18 protein-coding genes, 1 tRNA gene and 1 other RNA gene are annotated in these 14,157 nt (G+C 69.0%); 15 read left to right on the top strand and 5 right to left on the bottom strand.

The annotated features are described in order from the left end of the window. Window positions 1-13: 13 nt before the first annotated feature. The 10 genes from AACG61_RS06680 to AACG61_RS06635 all read left to right on the top strand — a co-directional run bounded on the left by AACG61_RS06680 (window position 14) and on the right by AACG61_RS06635 (window position 6,577). The gene (locus AACG61_RS06680; RefSeq protein ID WP_411839219.1) at window positions 14-373 is read left to right on the top strand and encodes a hypothetical protein; all 360 of its coding nucleotides are present in this window, start codon (window positions 14-16) and stop codon (window positions 371-373) included. Then, window positions 370-543 (top strand): hypothetical protein, encoded by a 174-nt coding sequence (locus tag AACG61_RS06675; RefSeq protein WP_411839218.1) that lies wholly within the window; start codon window positions 370-372, stop codon window positions 541-543. Before AACG61_RS06680 ends, AACG61_RS06675 begins: the two co-directional genes overlap by 4 nt. Then, the gene (locus tag AACG61_RS06670; protein ID WP_411839217.1) at window positions 540-740 is read left to right on the top strand and encodes a hypothetical protein; all 201 of its coding nucleotides are present in this window, start codon (window positions 540-542) and stop codon (window positions 738-740) included. The genes AACG61_RS06675 and AACG61_RS06670 overlap by 4 nt, the downstream gene beginning before the upstream one ends. After that, complete coding sequence (locus AACG61_RS06665) at window positions 737-2,920, top strand: DNA cytosine methyltransferase (protein ID WP_411839216.1); 2,184 nt, start codon at window positions 737-739, stop codon at window positions 2,918-2,920. Before AACG61_RS06670 ends, AACG61_RS06665 begins: the two co-directional genes overlap by 4 nt. Before the next feature lie 29 nt (window positions 2,921-2,949). Further along, window positions 2,950-3,993, top strand: coding sequence for a hypothetical protein (locus tag AACG61_RS06660; protein WP_411839215.1), 1,044 nt, complete (start codon window positions 2,950-2,952; stop codon window positions 3,991-3,993). Continuing rightward, complete coding sequence (locus AACG61_RS06655) at window positions 3,990-4,247, top strand: hypothetical protein (protein WP_411839214.1); 258 nt, start codon at window positions 3,990-3,992, stop codon at window positions 4,245-4,247. The genes AACG61_RS06660 and AACG61_RS06655 overlap by 4 nt, the downstream gene beginning before the upstream one ends. Continuing rightward, on the top strand, window positions 4,244-4,564 hold the full coding sequence (locus tag AACG61_RS06650) for a hypothetical protein (RefSeq protein ID WP_411839213.1): 321 nt from the start codon (window positions 4,244-4,246) through the stop codon (window positions 4,562-4,564). Before AACG61_RS06655 ends, AACG61_RS06650 begins: the two co-directional genes overlap by 4 nt. Before the next feature lie 92 nt (window positions 4,565-4,656). Continuing rightward, a complete protein-coding gene (locus AACG61_RS06645; RefSeq protein ID WP_411839212.1) occupies window positions 4,657-5,292 on the top strand; it encodes a hypothetical protein in 636 nt (211 codons plus the stop codon). Continuing rightward, window positions 5,292-5,534: a DNA-binding protein gene (locus AACG61_RS06640; protein ID WP_411839211.1), complete on the top strand. Its 243-nt coding sequence runs from the start codon at window positions 5,292-5,294 to the stop codon at window positions 5,532-5,534. The genes AACG61_RS06645 and AACG61_RS06640 overlap by 1 nt, the downstream gene beginning before the upstream one ends. After that, entirely contained in the window at window positions 5,501-6,577 is a 1,077-nt protein-coding gene (locus AACG61_RS06635) for a tyrosine-type recombinase/integrase (protein WP_411839210.1), read from the top strand. Before AACG61_RS06640 ends, AACG61_RS06635 begins: the two co-directional genes overlap by 34 nt. 58 nt (window positions 6,578-6,635) lie before the next feature. On the opposite strand, the gene AACG61_RS06630 is transcribed toward AACG61_RS06635, so the two are convergent. Both AACG61_RS06630 and AACG61_RS06625 read right to left on the bottom strand, forming a co-directional pair. Further along, window positions 6,636-6,710: transfer RNA gene (locus tag AACG61_RS06630), tRNA-Glu, on the bottom strand. Window positions 6,711-6,823: 113 nt separating this feature from the next. Continuing rightward, entirely contained in the window at window positions 6,824-7,753 is a 930-nt protein-coding gene (locus tag AACG61_RS06625) for an AEC family transporter (RefSeq protein ID WP_411839209.1), read from the bottom strand. Between the two features lie 75 nt (window positions 7,754-7,828). On the opposite strand from AACG61_RS06625, the gene gatC reads away from it, so the two are divergent. The 5 genes from gatC (at window position 7,829) to rnpB (ending at window position 11,061) form a co-directional block, all read left to right on the top strand. Continuing rightward, the gene (gene gatC / locus AACG61_RS06620; protein ID WP_139597474.1) at window positions 7,829-8,116 is read left to right on the top strand and encodes an Asp-tRNA(Asn)/Glu-tRNA(Gln) amidotransferase subunit GatC; all 288 of its coding nucleotides are present in this window, start codon (window positions 7,829-7,831) and stop codon (window positions 8,114-8,116) included. Next, window positions 8,113-9,597 (top strand): Asp-tRNA(Asn)/Glu-tRNA(Gln) amidotransferase subunit GatA, encoded by a 1,485-nt coding sequence (gene gatA, locus AACG61_RS06615; RefSeq protein WP_411839208.1) that lies wholly within the window; start codon window positions 8,113-8,115, stop codon window positions 9,595-9,597. The genes gatC and gatA overlap by 4 nt, the downstream gene beginning before the upstream one ends. A 29-nt stretch (window positions 9,598-9,626) precedes the next feature. Further along, complete coding sequence (locus tag AACG61_RS06610) at window positions 9,627-9,947, top strand: hypothetical protein (protein WP_411839207.1); 321 nt, start codon at window positions 9,627-9,629, stop codon at window positions 9,945-9,947. A 13-nt stretch (window positions 9,948-9,960) separates the two neighbouring features. Beyond that, window positions 9,961-10,653: an N-acetylmuramoyl-L-alanine amidase gene (locus tag AACG61_RS06605; protein WP_411839206.1), complete on the top strand. Its 693-nt coding sequence runs from the start codon at window positions 9,961-9,963 to the stop codon at window positions 10,651-10,653. Between the two features lie 33 nt (window positions 10,654-10,686). After that, window positions 10,687-11,061, top strand: an RNA gene (rnpB, locus tag AACG61_RS06600) — RNase P RNA component class A. Window position 11,062: 1 nt separating this feature from the next. Here rnpB and AACG61_RS06595 read toward each other — a convergent pair. From AACG61_RS06595 to fabF, 3 genes are all read right to left on the bottom strand, one after another. Next, the gene (locus AACG61_RS06595) at window positions 11,063-11,500 is read right to left on the bottom strand and encodes a hypothetical protein (RefSeq protein ID WP_411839205.1); all 438 of its coding nucleotides are present in this window, start codon (window positions 11,498-11,500) and stop codon (window positions 11,063-11,065) included. 89 nt (window positions 11,501-11,589) lie between these two features. Further along, window positions 11,590-12,771: an endolytic transglycosylase MltG gene (mltG, locus tag AACG61_RS06590; RefSeq protein ID WP_411839472.1), complete on the bottom strand. Its 1,182-nt coding sequence runs from the start codon at window positions 12,769-12,771 to the stop codon at window positions 11,590-11,592. Next, window positions 12,771-14,033 carry a beta-ketoacyl-ACP synthase II gene (fabF, locus tag AACG61_RS06585; protein WP_411839204.1) on the bottom strand — a complete coding sequence of 421 codons (1,263 nt, stop codon included), beginning with the start codon at window positions 14,031-14,033 and terminating at the stop codon, window positions 12,771-12,773. The genes mltG and fabF overlap by 1 nt, the downstream gene beginning before the upstream one ends. Window positions 14,034-14,157: the final 124 nt, after the last annotated feature.

Below are 14,157 nucleotides of genomic sequence, written 5' to 3'. Positions count from 1 at the left end.
AAGGACCGTGGTCATGATCGACCTGAAGAACGAACCCCTCGGCCGCCCGCTGACCGATGCGGAAGCCGACAGCGTCCTGCGCAACCGCCATCTGGGCTGGACCGCCGACACGATCGAGGAAGCCCACGACCGGCGCTATGCGCGGATGCGCGAAGGCCTGCGACCCATGCCGCAGCCGCCTTGCGACAGCTGCCAGCCCGCCCTGCATCGGGCACGGCTTTCCGGCCTCATGGCGGGCCTCGTGCTGGCGGTGATCGCGCACCTGGTGGGCTTCATCCTGCTGACCATGGTGAACGCACACTGGCCCATCGCCTGCGACGGGACCGCAAGCCTCGGCGGCTGCGCCCTTCGGCTGATCGCGGGGCTGGCATGATCCGCCCAACCATCCATCGCGGCATCGAGATCCGGCAGTTCGACGTGCCCTGCACGCCGTTCGTCTGGAGCCATGACGAAACCGACGGCTACGGCACCGCCGAGACGCTGGCCGAGGCCCGCACCCAGATCGACGCGCATCTGGCGCAACTCCAGACGGAGGACGCATGACCACCCCCAAGCCCCCATCCCGTAACCTGGTGATCGCCTCCCTGCGCGAAGGACTGGGCGTCGAGGACATCGCCGTCAGCTGCGAATGCCTGCCCGATCAGGTGCGCGGCATCGTCACCGAGCTGCGCAGCGCTGGCGTCATGCAGACCATCCGCTTCGACCCGCCCCGCGGCGCGCCCGGAGGACTGGTGGCATGACCCTGCACCCCCACCTGCCCATGATCATCGACAGCTTCGCCGGCGGCGGCGGGGCGTCGACCGGGATCGAGCTGGCCCTGGGCCGCAGCCCCGACGTGGCGATCAACCACAGCGCCAAGGCGCTGGCCCTGCATGCCGCCAACCACCCCGAGACGCTGCACCTGGACAGCAACATCTGGGATGTGGATCCGCTAGCGGTGACCAAGGGCCGCCATGTCGGGCTGCTGTGGGCCAGCCCGGACTGCAAGCATTTCAGCAAGGCCAAGGGCGGCGCGCCGCGCGACCGCAACATCCGCGACCTGGCCTGGGTCGTGGTCCGGTGGGCCGAGTTCGCCAAGCCCGACGTGATCTGCATGGAGAACGTCGAGGAGTTCGTGACCTGGGGCCCCGTCGACAATGACGGCCAGCCGATCAGGGAGTTCGCGGGCCAGACCTTCGACCTCTGGATCGGTCGGCTGAAGAAGGCCGGATACAAGGTCCAGTGGCGCGAGCTGCGGGCCTGCGACTATGGCGCGCCGACGATCCGCAAGCGCTGGTTCCTGGTCGCGCGCCGCGACGGCCGCCCGATCGTCTGGCCGAAGCCCACCCATGGCAACCCGGCCTCGGCCGAGGTCCGCAAGGGCAAGCTGCTGCCCTGGGTCGGCGCGGATACCTGCATCGACTGGTCGCTGCCCTGTCCGTCGATCTTCGACACCGCACCCGAGGTGATGGCCAAGCACGGGCTGCGCGCGATCCGCCCGCTGGCGGGCAACACGCTGGCCCGCGTGGCGCGCGGCATGAAGCGCTATGTGCTGGAGGCCGAGCGGCCGTTCCTCGTGAACCTGACCCATGGCGGCCGGGTCGAGGACGTGGCCGAGCCGTTCCGCACCATCACAGGCGCGCATCGCGGCGAGAAGGCGGTGGTCGTGCCGTCGCTGGTCAGCCTCAAGGGCACCGCGCGCCGCGACAGCGCTGTCACCGCCCCGCACCCGACCGTGCTGGCCGGGGGCGGCCACAGCGCCCTGATCGCGCCCAGCCTGACCCGCTTCAACGGCGGCGCGACCGGCCAGGATCTGCGCGACCCGATGGCAACGGTCACGGCCAACAGCTGGATCAAGAAGCCCGGCGGTGCGGCGCCCCTGGGCGTGGTCGCGCCCTATCTGGCCAGCATCGCCCATGGCGACAGCGGCGGGCGGCGGGAATACCCGCTGGCCGATCCGATGGGCACCGTCACCGTCGGCGGCATCCAGCATGCGGTGATCGCGCCCCTGCTGGCGACGATGCGCAACAGCCAGAAGCCGTGGCAGCGCGCCGACGAACCGGCCCACACCATCACCGCCGGCGGTGCGGGGCTGACCGTCATCGCCCCGGTGCTGACCTATGCCCAGCAGGGCGGCGGCAACCGGGCGGCGACCGACCCGCATCACACGATCTGCGCCAGCAAGAAGGACCAGAACAGCCTGATCGCCGCGACCATGGTCCAGACCGGCTATGGCGAGCGCCCGGGCCAGCACCCTCGCGCCCTGGACGTGGCCGCGCCGCTCGGCACGGTGGTCGCGGGCGGGGCCAAGCATGCGCCCGTGGCCGCGTTCCTCGCGCAGCAGAACGGCGGGCCGCGCATGGAGGCCCATGCCGGACACGACCCCCGGGATCCGCTGTCGACGGTTGCCGCCTCGGGCAGCCACCAGACGCCGATTGCGGCCTGGTTCGCGAAATACTACGGCACCGGCGACGGCGCCCGGACCGACGAGCCCTGCCACACCGTCACGGTCAAGGACCGCATGGGCCACATTCAGGCCGCACTGGCCGCGCCCCCCTTCGCGCCCGAGCATCACGCCCGGGCACGCGCCGTAGCCGATTTCCTGCGCGCCCACGATGCTTGGGACGGGGGCGAGTTCGTCACCCTGACGATTGGCGGCGCGACCTATGTCGTGATCGACATCGGCATGCGGATGCTGACCCCGCGCGAGCTGTTCCGCGCCCAGGGCTTCCCGGCGGATTACGTCATCGAGGGGGTCTGGGACGGCCTCGACACCGCCAGCCCGACCTGGCGGCCCTTCGCCAAGGACGTCCAGGTCAGCTGCTGTGGAAACAGCGTCTGCCCGCCGCTGGCCGAGGCGCTGGTCGCGGCCAACTGCGGGCACCTGCGGATCGAGGAACAGGGCGGCCATGCCGCCGAAGCGATGGAGATGGACGCATGACGACCAAACGACTGACCAGCGCCGCGCTGTTGCCCTGCCCGTTCTGCCGTGGTTCGCAGGTCGAAGATACGATGCGGACGGGATCAATCGTCTGCCAAGATTGCGGCGCCTCGGCCCCCAACTATCGCGCCTGGAACCGCCGCGCCACTCCTGCTGACGATCTGGTCGCCTGGCAACGGCATCATCCCACGGCAGGCTGGGTGGACTGCCTGCCCGCCGATGTTGGCCACTATCGCGCCGCAGGTCAGGAGGTTCGCCCGCTTTACTTGCATCCCGCCACCGCTGCCGACGATCTGCGGGCGGCAGAGCCGGTGCCAGACGATTGCATTTGCGCCCGCATCGGGGAGTTGGGCAACCAGATCCACAACTTAGGCTGCGAGTATCAGAACGACGAGAAACTGTCGGACCGCCTTGCCGAGCTTCGCAAGGAGGCGTGGTCCATCACCCGCGCTGCCGCCCTCTCGCAGCCCGCCCCGACCCCGCAGCCTGCCGTCCAGATGCCTCGCGCATGGCTGGACGTGATGGGCGAACGGACGCGCCAGATGGCCGTCGAAGGCTGGACGCCGGAACATGACGATGCGCATGACGCCGGCGAAATCGGTGTTGCGGCTGCCTGCTATGCCGTTGCAGGGGCGCAAGACAGCGGCCCGAACGCTCCGATGCCGCTGAACTGGCCTTGGCACTCTGCCTGGTGGAAGCCCACCAATCGCCGCCGCGATCTGGTCAAGGCCGGGGCACTGATCTTGGCCGAGATCGAGCGGCTGGACCGCGCCGCCCTCTCGCAGAACGGGGGTGCGGTCGTCGAAGACGCCCCCGAGCCCATCGGCAACTGCGAAAGCTGCGGCGTGGACATCCACGAGGGCGACAAGTGCTGTCACACGACAGACGGCTGCGTCCTTTGCGTGGAACATGCGCCGATGCTGTCCGACGTGCTGCGGCAGATGGACGAGGTGCTGGAAAAGGGCGAGGCCGAGGGCTGCTATGACCTGACCGAAGACGAACTGCGCGAAGATCGGGACAGCATCGCAGCCGACATTGCGAAGAATGGCGACAGGAAGGCGGTCAGCAGATGACCGTCACCTGGCACCAGGAATATCCGAACAGCCGCATCCTGGCCCGGTCGGGCCAGATCGACATCGGTGCCGTGTTTCCGCCCCTCGGGAAGATCCAAAGCCGCAACCCTTGGACGTGGAGCCTCTGGGTCAACGGTCGGTCGTGGTCGGCCGAGGGCGTTGCCAAGACGGAAACCGATGCGCGTGACGCCCTACAGGCAGCATGGCAGGCGTTCCTGACCGCCGCCGATCTCAAGCAGGCTGGAGGCGCATGATGGGACAGCAAGCCGACAAGCCTGATCCGGATACGCACCCCTGCTACTGGCTCAAAGAAGACGACGGGTCGATGATCCTGATCCCCGGATGCTGGTCGCGCGCCAATCATCCCGACCATTGTTCATGTGATGTTTCTGGAAGCAGGATCGAGCGGGAACGGGCCAAGCGGCGCGCTGCCGAGGCAAGGGCAGAACGCCTTGCTGAGAAGCTGTTTGATGCACGAGCCGAGCTGGACAGCACCCGCCTTTACGCTCGGCATTGGCTGAAGGTTCTGCGGGCCCAAGGCATCGACCCAAGCAAACACAATCCGAAATAGAGATGATTGCGATGACCAAACCCGCATCCGCCAAGCCACTGTTTAAGGCGATCTCCGGTTGCGCACGCCCGAAGGCGCTCACCGCAGGAGCCATGTTCGCTGACCTGCCCGATCAGACGCGCCCGGAACCCACGCATGAGCGGCGCGGTGAGGACTTCTATCCGACCGGGCAGCCCGAGGCGATCAGGGCGCTGTTCGCTTATGACGGCCAGAGGATTCGGGATTGCCGCAAGGTCTGGGAGCCTGCCTGCGGCGACGGCGCGCTGGTGCGCGAGATCCGCGCCTTGGGGATGCGCTGCATCGCAAGCGACCTGATCGACCGCGGATGCCCGGACAGCAGCGTCGCCGACTTCTATGCCGCGCGCCGCAGCCCGGCGGGGGCGATCATCACCAACCCGCCATTCTGCGAGATCAGCAGCAAGGGCCGGGGCCGCTGGCTGCGTCACACGCTCGACATGCCCGGTTGGGACTATCTGGCGCTGCTGCTGTCATGGGACTGGCCCGCAGGCCGGACGAACGGCCTGGGCGCGCTCTTGGACGAGCATCCGTTCAGCCGGTGCTACCTCATGCGCTGGAAGCTGGACTTCACCGGAGAGGGCAACCCCGCGCAGCGCAACGCCTGGTTCATCTGGGACCGGCGCGACCCGCGCGGCCCCGCCCATCCCAAGCTACATCCCGACTTCCGGTTCATGGACCGGATCGACCCACGACAGGAGGTGCTGATCTGATGGCCCGCCACGATTTCGCATTCACGCCCAGGCTGCTGCCCGCCGCCAAGGCGGCCGCCTATCTGGGCATAAGCGAAAGCACCCTGCGATCTCTCAACCTTCCGCGCCGCATCCTCGGCGGCAAGAGGCTCTATGATGTCTTGGCGCTTGACCAGTATGCCGACTCTCTGACTGTGGAAGGCGAAGAGGCAACTCCAGAGGCCAACACATGCCGCGGCAAATTCGGGCGGCGGGCGTCGTGACGCTCAAGCACCTGCAGACCATCCACAAGGGCGGAAAGGTCTATCATTATCTGCGCGCCCCCGGCGCAAAGCGGCAGCGCCTGCCGGACCTGCCGATCGACAGCGCCCCTTTCCTGGCCGCCTACGCGGCCGCCTTGACGGTGGCCGAGGTCAAGACCAAAGCCGCGCCGGGCACCATCGCGCAGATGATCGAGGGATACCTGTCCAGCCGGGATCACCTGGACAGATCGGATTCGTATCGGCGCACGATCAGACGCCATGCGGAAGCCATCAAGGAACAGGCCGAAGACGCCTTGGCCGCGCACCTGACGACCGAAGACATCGCCGACGACCTGGAGCCGCTGGCACCGAACGCCGCCGCCGACCGGCTGAAGACGTGGCGCGCCATCTGCGCGCATGGGAAGACGAAGCGGCTGCTGACCGTCGACCCGTCCCTTGCCGCCCGCCGGAAGGCCATTCCGAAGACCATCGGCCATCCGGCATGGACTGACGCTGACATCGAGCGCTATCGCGCGCGGTGGCCTGTGGGAACGGTGCAGAGGCTGACGTTTGAGCTGATCTTCTGGACCGGCGCACGGATCAGCGATGCCGTGCTGATCGGGCCGGGAATGGTCGGTCGCGACGGCGTCCTGCAGTTCATCCAGCAGAAGACAGGCGAGCCCGCCTTCGTGCCTTGGACCTGCCAGCCTCCTGCCTATGCACTGCGGATGATGAAGGACCGCCAGCTGCTGCACATGGCGCTGGAAGCAAGGTCCGAAAAGCACATGACGTTCTTGGCCACAGCGCAGGGGAGAACGCGATCCTCAAAGGCCTTGGGGCATCTGGTGTCGGAAGCGGCCGATACTGCCAAGGTCAAGAAATCCGCCCACGGGCTACGGAAAGCGCGCGCGAAGACACTCGCCGAGGCTGGCGCCACGGTTCACCAGATCGCAGCGTGGACCGGTCACATCACCCTAGAAGAGGTTGAGCATTACACCCGTGAAGCGAACCGACGGGCGGCAGTGCGTGGGGTGGAACAATCCGAGAAAACTGGAAACCAGTGACACAGTTACTGTAAACTGCCACTTAGATTTATGATTTCTTGGGATAATTTAGGAACAGTGGCAGCCCGTAGGGGAGTCGAACCCCTCTTTTCAGGTTGAAAACCTGACGTCCTAACCGATAGACGAACGGGCCACTTTCTGTCCGCTGCCGGTCATTCCCGGCGGCGTGAGGCGGTGTTTAGGCAAAGCCGCCGAGAGCCGCAAGACAAAAAAACACCTTGGCCCGAAAAAAATCGAAAAACCGCATCACGCCCCAAGAAACCCTGCGAAACCAAGCCACAGCGGCAGGGTGCCTGCCGCCAGCACCGTCTGCCAGGTGAAGATCGCGGCGTAGAAATCCGCGTCTCCCCCCATCTGCCGCGCCAGGATGTAGCCGACCGGCGCGCCCGGAGCCGCCGCGGCCAGCGCGCCGGAGGCCAGCTGCCCGCCCGGCAGCCCCAGGGCCAGCGCGACGGCCAGGAACAGCGCCGGGCACAGCGCCAGCCGCATCCAGACCGCACCCCACAGCGCGGCGTCGCGCTGCCACAGGCGCGCGGGCTCGATCCCCGCGCCCACCGCCAGAAGGCCCACGGCCAGCGCCCCCTGCCCCAGCCAGTCCAGCGGCGACAGCACCACCGCGGGCAGCGCGACCCCCGACAGGTTCAGCGCCAGCCCCGCCGCGCAGGACAGGACCATCGGGTTGCGGCCGATCTCGCGGCCGATGCGGGCGGCGGCACCGGTCGGGCGCGGGCCGTCGGACATCAGGGTCAGCGCCACGATGGCCGCGATGTTGAAGGCGGGAATCAGGAAGGCCAGCGCCACCGCCAGATCGCCCAGGGCCTGCGACCCCAACCCCTGCGCCGCGACCGCCAGGATCAGCAGCGAATTGAAGCGCAGCGCGCCTTGGAAGAGCGAGCTGGCGCGCGGCCCCGGCTCGGCCCGCCGGCGCGCCAGGACCAGCGCCACCGCCCCGGTCGCCGCGAAGGCCAGAGCCAGCGCGCCCAGATAGGGGCCGAGCCGCCCGATCGACAGCTCCGAGCGATAGATCGAGGTCAGCAGGATCGCCGGGAACAGGACGCGGTATCCCAGCTGCTCGATCCCCGGCCAGCTGGCGGCGGGGATCAGGCCGCCGCGGCGGGCCAGATGGCCCAGCAGGACCAGCGCGATCACGGGAAGGACGGACAGGGCGGCAAGCATGGCGGACCTCCGGGCCGTGCGTCTTGCGGCCTTTCGCGCGGGGTTGTAGACCCGCCGTCAACGAAAGGAAACGTCATGTCGATCACCGAGGATCAGGCCCGCAAGGTCGCGCATCTGGCGCGCATCGCGGTCGATGATGCCGCCCTGCCCGCCCTGGCGCGCGATCTGTCCGGCATCCTGCATTTCATGGACCAGCTGAACGAGGTCGATGTCGAGGGCGTGGAACCCATGACCGGCGTCACCCCCATGCGCCTGAAGCGGCGCGAGGATGTCGTGACCTCGGGCGACATGGCCGACCGTATCCTGTCCAACGCCCCCGACGCGCGCGAGGGCTTCTTTGCCGTGCCGAAGGTGGTGGAATGACGACCCCGAACAGCCTGACCATCGCCGATGCCCGCGACGCGCTGCGCGCAGGCGATCTGACCGCGGTCGAACTGACCGATGCCTGCCTTGCGGCCATCGACGCCTCGGGCGCGCTGAACGCCTTCGTGCATCGGACCCCAGACATGGCCCGCGACATGGCCCGCGCTGCGGACGCGCGCATCAAGGCGGGCGACGCGGCGCCGATGACCGGCATCCCGGTGGGCGTCAAGGACGTCTTCTGCGTGCAGGGCGTGCCGTCGCAGGCGGGCAGCCGCATCCTGCAGGGCTTCACCCCGGAATACGAATCGACCGTGACGCGGAACCTGTGGAACGCGGGCGCGGTCATGCTGGGCAAGCTGAACCAGGACGAATTCGCGATGGGTTCGACCAACGAATCCAGCTGCTATGGTCCGGCGGTGAACCCGTGGCGCGGGCCTGACGGCGCGCAGCTGACCCCGGGCGGCAGTTCGGGCGGGTCCGCCGCGGCCGTCGCGGCCGATCTGTGCCTCGGCGCGACCGGCACCGATACCGGCGGTTCGATCCGCCAGCCCGCGGCCTTCACCGGCACGGTCGGGCTGAAGCCGACCTATGGCCGGGTCAGCCGGTGGGGTGTGATCGCCTATGCCTCCAGCTTGGATCAGGCCGGGCCGATGACGCGGACCGTGCGCGACGCGGCGATCATGCTGGGCGCAATGGCCTCCGCCGATCCGATGGACAGCACCTGCGCCGACCTGCCCGTCCCCGATTTCGAGGCCGCGCTGACCGGCGACATCCGCGGCAAGCGCATCGGCATCCCGCGCGAATACCGCGTGGACGGCATGCCCGACGCCATCGACGCCCTGTGGCGTCAGGGGGCCGAGATGCTGCGCGACGCGGGCGCCGAGATCGTGGACATCAGCCTGCCGCACACGAAATACGCCCTGCCCGCCTATTACGTCATCGCGCCCGCCGAAGCGTCGTCGAACCTCGCGCGCTATGACGGCGTCCGCTACGGCCACCGTGCCAAACTGGGCGCGGGCGACGGCATAACCCAGCTCTATGAGAAGACCCGCGCCGAGGGCTTCGGCCCTGAGGTCCAGCGCCGCGTGATGATCGGCACCTATGTGCTGTCGGCGGGTTTCTACGACGCCTATTACAACCGCGCCCGCCGCGTCCGCGCGCTGATCAAGCGCGACTTCGATCAGGCCTTCGCGCAGGGCATCGATTCGATCCTGGCGCCCGCGACCCCTTCGGCGGCCTTCCCCCTCGGGTCGGGCGACAAGGGCGATCCGGTGCAGATGTATCTGAACGACGTCTTCACGGTGACGCTGAACCTGGCGGGCCTGCCCGGCATCGCGGTGCCGGTGGGACAGGACGCGCAGGGCCTGCCCCTGGGCCTGCAGCTGATCGGCCGCCCCTTCGAGGAGGGCGATCTGCTGAACCAGGCGCAGGTGCTGGAGGCGGCTGCGGGATTTGTGGCCAAGCCGGATCGCTGGTGGTAACGTCCGCGAAACGGACCGATGGAGGCGTCATGCGCGGCTGGTGGATGATCGGGGTGCTGGCGCTGGCCGGATGCGGGGAACACCGGGGCTGGAACCCGAACTATCAGTTCGGCCCCACCCCCTACGGCCAGTACCGCACCGCGCGCGAGGCGGCGCTGGTCACCGGCGCGACGCCCGCGGCCACGATCCCGGTCGCGCGGCCCTTCTACGCGCCCACCGGCGCGCAGATCGCGGGCGCGGACCCTGTGCCGATCCCCGCGACCATGGGCCTGCGCATCAGGCGCCCCGCCGCCCCGGCGGATGCACCCATCGCCATCACCCCGCCCGAGATGCAGGCCGCGACGCCCTGACGGGGCCGCGCCCATGGCAGCCGCCGCATTCCCCAGCCCGAATCACGGTGACCGACGCGGGCAGACCCCGTCGCTGATCGTGCTGCACTATACCGGCATGGCGGACGCGGCCTCGGCCCGCGCCCGCCTCTGCGACCCGACGGCCGAGGTCAGCGCCCATTGGCTGATCGCGGCCGACGGCACCACCGAACAGCTGGTCTGCGAGACGCGCCGCGCCTGGCACGCGGGCGCAGGCGCCTGGCAGGGCCGCGATGACGTGAACAGCCGCTCCATCGGGATCGAGCTGGACAATCCCGGCGACCGCCCCTTCCCCGCCCCGCAGATGGCCGCGCTGCGCCGCCTCCTGCGCGCAGTCATGGAGCGATGGTCGATTCCGCCCGCCGCCGTCATCGCCCATTCCGACCTGGCCCCGGGCCGCAAGATCGACCCCGGCCCGCGCTTCGATTGGGAGGGCCTGGCGCATGACGGCCTCTGCCTTTTTGCCCATCCCGTGCAGGACGATCCCGACCCGGACCTGACCGACAGCCTGACGACGCTCGGCTATCCCGACAACCCTGCGCGCCTGGACGCCTTCCGACTGCGCCACCGCCCCTGGGCTACCGGCCCCGAATCCGATGCCGATCGACGCACCGCCGCCCGGCTTCTTCTTCACGCAAATATCCCGGGGGAGTCGCGCCTGCGCGACGGGGGCAGCGCCCCCCCTTGACGCCCGACGCCCGCACGCCCATACCGACCACGCGCGGAGGGCTGGATGACCGCGGCAGGCCTGCCTGTCGAGGAAAGTCCGGACTCCATGAGGCAATGGTGCCGGGTAACGCCCGGCGGGGGCAACCCCAGGGACAGCGCCACAGAGAACAGACCGCCCATCCCCGGATGGGTAAGGGTGAAACGGTGGGGTAAGAGCCCACCGGGGGGCTGGCAACAGCGCCCGCATGGCAAGCCCCACCAGGAGCAATGCCGAATAGGGATCGCGCGCGGAGCAATCCGCAGGGCCGCCTTGCCCCAGCAGATCCGGGTAGGCAGCTAGATCCGTCCGGCAACGGACGGACCAGAGGAATGGTCATCCAGCCGCGCGAGCGGTGGACAAAATCCGGCTTACAGGCCCTCCGCGCGCCTCACGACTTCTTCGCCTTGCCGCGCGCCTCCGTGGCGGTGGCGATGGCCTTGGCCGCCTCGCCCTGCATCTTCTGGGTGAAGGCCACCATCTGCGCGGCATAGGTCTCGGCCCAATCGGCGAATGCGCCGCCGCCCGGCGCACCGCCCATCTTGGCGCGCATCTCCTCGCCCTGCTCGCGCATCGTGGCGAACTGGTCCTCCCAGGTCTTCTGCATCTGCTGCCACTGGGCCTGCATGGCCTCGCTCGCGCCCTCCATCTGCGCCATCAGGCGGGCATTGACCTCCTGCTGCTGCTGCATGGCCTGGGCCTGCCACTGGCGGGCCTGCTCCATGGCCTTGTCCTGGCTCTCGGCCATGGCGGCCTGCCATTCGGTCAGGCGGTCCTGGAACTGGCGGGCATTGTCGGTCAGCATCTTCAGCATGTCGGGCAGCATCATCACGGTTCCTCCGAAACGGGCCGGGACCATGAGAAAGGCCCCCGGATGCAAGCCTGCGTCCGGGGGCCCCGTTTGTCAAACCGGCGCGATCAGTCCGCGGTCTGCACCGGGCTGTCGGCGGGCAGGCCCTGCTGCCGTTCGATCTCGCGCCAGCGGGCGACGGCGGCGTTGTGCTCCTCCAGCGTGCGGCTGAAGGCGTGCCCGCCCGAGCCGTCGGCGACGAAGTAGAAATACTCCGTCTCGTCGGGATTCAGCGCGGCGCGGATCGCGGCCCGGCCCGGATTGGCGATGGGCGTCGGCGGCAGCCCGTCGATGCGATAGGTGTTGTAGGGCGTCGTGGTGTCCAGTTCCGACCGCCGCAGCCCGCGGTCCAGGATGCCCTGCCCGCCGGTCACGCCATAGATCACCGTGGGGTCGGTCTGCAGGCGCATCCCCTCGCGCAGGCGGTTCACGAAGACGCTGGCCACCTGCGGCCGCTCGGCGGCGACGCCGGTCTCCTTCTCCACGATGGAGGCCATGATCAGCGCCTCCTCCGGGGTCTCGTAGGGCATGCCGAAGGGCCGCGCCTCCCATTCCTCGGCCAGGATGGCGGCCTGGCGGCTGGCCATCTGCGCCAGGATCGCGTTGCGGTCGCCCCCGCGCTCCAGCAGGTAGGTATCCGGCGCCAGGCTCCCCTCGGCCGGAACCTCAGCCACCTCCCCGGTCAGGAAGTCGGCCGCCTTCAGCGCCTCGACGACCTGCCAGCTGGTCACGCCCTCGGCCATGACCAGCGACAGGCGCGCGCCCGGCTGCTCCTGTGCGGCGACGATCTCGGCCGGGCGCTCGCCCTCGGCGGGGTTCCAGCGCGCGACCTCCTCATAGGCTCCGGTCTGGGGGTTGGTGTCGCGCAGCAGGACCGTGTTCTCGCGCACGCCCACGCGCACCACGACCTCGGTGCCGCAGGTCGAGGGACCGCCCGCCGTCACCGTCTCCACGATCTGCTCCATGCTGGCCTGCGGCGGCATCAGGAAGCTGCCGAACTTCAGATCGCGCGCCTTGTCCATGTAATCCGCGCCCGCGCGGAAGATGTAGGCGCTGGAGATCGCGCCCTGCTCGGCCAGCTGGTTGCTGACCGCGTTCAGGCTGGCGCCCGGCGCGATCTGCACGCATTGCGCGATCTCGCTAGGGCCGGGACCGCTGAACTCGCGCTTGGCCCATGCCACGGCGGCCGCGGCCGCGACCAGCAGCACGATGGCCAGCGTCAGGAAGTTCGAGGCGATGTTGCGCCAGATCATCCGGCGACCCGTCCCAGAACCAGGCTGGCATTGGTCCCGCCGAAACCGAAGCTGTTCGACAGCGCCACATCGACCTTCCGGCGCACCGCGGCATTGGCCGCCAGGTCCAGCTTCGGCGTCACGGCGGGGTTGTCCAGGTTGATGGTCGGCGGGCAGATCTGGTCGCGGATCGCCAGCACGCAGAAGATCGCCTCCACCGCGCCGGCCGCGCCCAGCAGGTGGCCGATGCTGGATTTCGTGGATGACATGACTGCGCCTGAAGCCGCATCGCCCATCAGCCGCTCGACCGCGCCCAGCTCGATCGTGTCGGCCATGGTCGAGGTGCCATGCGCGTTGATGTAGTCGATCCGATCCGGCGTCAGGCCTGCGCTGCGCAGCGCCGCCTCCATTGCGCGGTATCCGCCGTCGCCATCCTCGGAGGGCGCGGTGATGTGATAGGCGTCGCCCGACATGCCGTAACCCAGCACCTCGGCATAGATCTTGGCGCCGCGCGCCTTGGCGTGCTCGTATTCCTCCAGCACGACGACGCCCGCGCCCTCGCCCATCACGAAGCCGTCGCGATCGGCGTCATAGGGGCGGCTGGCGGCCCGCGGATCGTCGGCGCGCTTGGTCGACAGCGCCTTGCAGGCGTTGAAGCCCGCGATGCCGATCTCGCTGATCGGGCTTTCCGCGCCGCCCGCGATCATCACGTCGGCATCGCCATAGCGGATCATCCGCGACGCATCGCCGATGGCGTGCGCCCCGGTCGAACAGGCGGTCACGACCGCATGGTTCGGCCCCTTGAAGCCATAGCGGATCGACACCTGACCCGAGATCAGGTTGATCAGCGCGCCGGGAATGAAGAAGGGCGACACGCGCTTGGGCCCGCGCTCCTTGATCAGCACCGCCGTCTCGGCGATCGAGGTCAGCCCGCCGATGCCCGACCCGATCATCACGCCCGTGCGCAGGCGGCTTTCCTCGTCCTCGGGCATCCAGCCTGCGTCCAGGACCGCCTGATGCGCCGCGGCGACGCCGTAGAGGATGAAGTCGTCCACCTTGCGGCGGTCCTTCGGCTCCATCCAGTCATCGGGATTGAAGGTGCCGTCGCTGCCGTCGCCCATGGGGATCTCGCAGGCGTATTTCGTCACCACGTCGGAGGCGTCAAAGCGCGTGATCGGCCCCGCGCCCGACTGCCCGGCCAGCAGACGCTCCCACGTCGCCTCGACACCGGACGCCAGCGGCGTGACCATCCCCAACCCGGTGACAACAACCCTGCGCATCGGCAATTCCTTCAGCTGCTCGCATTTCGGGCCGTGATACACGCGAGACCGGCTTGGCGCAACGTCACGAAACCGCGACGCCCCGCGCGGGGGGTCCGGGGGGCGCGCGCAGCGCCCGCCCGGC

Origin of the sequence: Paracoccus sp. ME4 (assembly GCF_046736325.1) — a bacterium.
In the GTDB taxonomy this organism is placed as follows: domain Bacteria; phylum Pseudomonadota; class Alphaproteobacteria; order Rhodobacterales; family Rhodobacteraceae; genus Paracoccus.
Note: the sequence above shows the minus strand (reverse complement) of the source record. Positions and strands in the feature narration are given on the sequence as shown.

Excerpts from the sequence above, each read along its gene's own strand:
- AACG61_RS06680 (WP_411839219.1), top strand. The coding sequence starts at position 14 with ATGATCGACCTGAAGAACGAACCCCTCGGCCGCCCGCTGACCGATGCG.
- AACG61_RS06675 (WP_411839218.1), top strand. The coding sequence starts at position 370 with ATGATCCGCCCAACCATCCATCGCGGCATCGAGATCCGGCAGTTCGAC.
- AACG61_RS06670 (WP_411839217.1), top strand. The coding sequence starts at position 540 with ATGACCACCCCCAAGCCCCCATCCCGTAACCTGGTGATCGCCTCCCTG.
- AACG61_RS06665 (WP_411839216.1), top strand. The coding sequence starts at position 737 with ATGACCCTGCACCCCCACCTGCCCATGATCATCGACAGCTTCGCCGGC.
- AACG61_RS06655 (WP_411839214.1), top strand. The coding sequence starts at position 3,990 with ATGACCGTCACCTGGCACCAGGAATATCCGAACAGCCGCATCCTGGCC.
- AACG61_RS06650 (WP_411839213.1), top strand. The coding sequence starts at position 4,244 with ATGATGGGACAGCAAGCCGACAAGCCTGATCCGGATACGCACCCCTGC.
- AACG61_RS06645 (WP_411839212.1), top strand. The coding sequence starts at position 4,657 with ATGTTCGCTGACCTGCCCGATCAGACGCGCCCGGAACCCACGCATGAG.
- AACG61_RS06640 (WP_411839211.1), top strand. The coding sequence starts at position 5,292 with ATGGCCCGCCACGATTTCGCATTCACGCCCAGGCTGCTGCCCGCCGCC.
- AACG61_RS06635 (WP_411839210.1), top strand. The coding sequence starts at position 5,501 with ATGCCGCGGCAAATTCGGGCGGCGGGCGTCGTGACGCTCAAGCACCTG.
- AACG61_RS06625 (WP_411839209.1), bottom strand. The coding sequence starts at position 7,753 with ATGCTTGCCGCCCTGTCCGTCCTTCCCGTGATCGCGCTGGTCCTGCTG.
- gatC (WP_139597474.1), top strand. The coding sequence starts at position 7,829 with ATGTCGATCACCGAGGATCAGGCCCGCAAGGTCGCGCATCTGGCGCGC.
- gatA (WP_411839208.1), top strand. The coding sequence starts at position 8,113 with ATGACGACCCCGAACAGCCTGACCATCGCCGATGCCCGCGACGCGCTG.
- AACG61_RS06610 (WP_411839207.1), top strand. The coding sequence starts at position 9,627 with ATGCGCGGCTGGTGGATGATCGGGGTGCTGGCGCTGGCCGGATGCGGG.
- AACG61_RS06605 (WP_411839206.1), top strand. The coding sequence starts at position 9,961 with ATGGCAGCCGCCGCATTCCCCAGCCCGAATCACGGTGACCGACGCGGG.
- AACG61_RS06595 (WP_411839205.1), bottom strand. The coding sequence starts at position 11,500 with ATGATGCTGCCCGACATGCTGAAGATGCTGACCGACAATGCCCGCCAG.
- fabF (WP_411839204.1), bottom strand. The coding sequence starts at position 14,033 with ATGCGCAGGGTTGTTGTCACCGGGTTGGGGATGGTCACGCCGCTGGCG.